Raw genomic sequence first — 1,293 nt, forward strand, 5'->3', positions numbered from 1 at the left:
CCCGACCTCGCCCTCGAAGAGCTGCTGCACAAGCCCGGCGTCCTCACCTTCGGCGCCACCGGCGAGGGCAAGATCCACGGCCTGGTGTACCGCATCGAGCAGGGCGACTCCGGCCGCACCCTCACCCGCTACAGCCTGAGCCTGGTGCCGCAGCTGGCCTACCTGCGCCACAACCACGACCAGCAGATCTTCCAGCAGCTCACCGTGCCCAAGATCATCGCCCGGGTGCTGGAGGACCGCGGCATCCTCGCCGACGCCTACAGCTTCCAGCTCGGCGCCGAGTACCCCGAGCGCGACTACTGCGTGCAGTACGACGAGTCCGACCTGCACTTCATCCAGCGCCTGTGCGAGGAGGAAGGCATCCACTTCCATTTCCAGCACAGCGCCAGCGGCCACAAGCTGGTGTTCGGCGACGACCAGACCGTGTTCCGCAAGCTCAAGCCCGTGAGCTACCAGCAGGACTCCGGCATGGCCGCCGACAAGCCGGTCATCAAGCGCTTCAACCTGCGCCTGGAGACCCGCACCAGCCGCGTCGCCCGCCGCGACTACGACTTCGAGAAGCCCAAGATCCTGCCCGAGGCCGCCGCCAAGTCGGCGTTCATGCCGGACCTTGAGGACTACGACTACCCCGGCCGCTTCACCGCCCGCGAGCGCGGCAAGCAGTTGGCCACCCGCGCCCTGGAACGCCACCGCAGCGACTACGCCCTGGCCGAGGGCAAGGGCGACGAGCCGACCCTGGCCTGCGGCCACTTCCTCACCCTGGCCGAGCATCCGCGCGCCGAGTGGAACGACCTCTGGCTGCTGCTGGAGGTCATCCACGAGGGCAAGCAGCCCCAGGTGCTGGGCGAGAACGTCACCAGCGACGTCACCGACGGCAAGGACGACTTCCACCAGGGCTACCGCAACACCTTCCTCGCCACCCCGTGGGACGCCCACTACCGCCCGGCCCTCGAACACCCCAAGCCCCGCGTCCTCGGCAGCCAGACCGCCGTCGTCACCGGTCCCGCCGGCGAGGAGATCCACTGCGATCAATACGGGCGGATCAAGGTGCAGTTCCACTGGGACCGCGACGGCCAGGCCGACGACAAGACCACCTGCTGGCTGCGCGTGGCCAGCGGCTGGGCCGGCGCGGCCTACGGCGGCATCGCCATCCCCCGCGTGGGCATGGAGGTGCTGGTCACTTTCCTTGAGGGCGACCCCGACCAGCCGCTGGTCACCGGCTGCCTGTACCACAAGGAAAACGTCGTCCCCTACGACCTGCCCGCGAACAAGACCCGCAGCACCTTCAAGACC

The 1,293-nt window shown here is 68.8% G+C and carries 1 protein-coding gene; it reads left to right on the forward strand.

The window, feature by feature from the left end; all coding sequences use genetic code 11:
• Positions 1-1,293, forward strand: a 1,293-nt coding sequence (gene tssI, locus CAG31_RS27970) for a type VI secretion system tip protein TssI/VgrG (protein WP_139831444.1), incomplete at both ends; no start/stop codon positions are given.

Origin of the sequence: Pseudomonas sp. R25(2017) (genome assembly GCF_002112565.1) — a bacterium.
In the GTDB taxonomy this organism is placed as follows: Bacteria; Pseudomonadota; Gammaproteobacteria; order Pseudomonadales; family Pseudomonadaceae; genus Aquipseudomonas; species Aquipseudomonas ekonensis.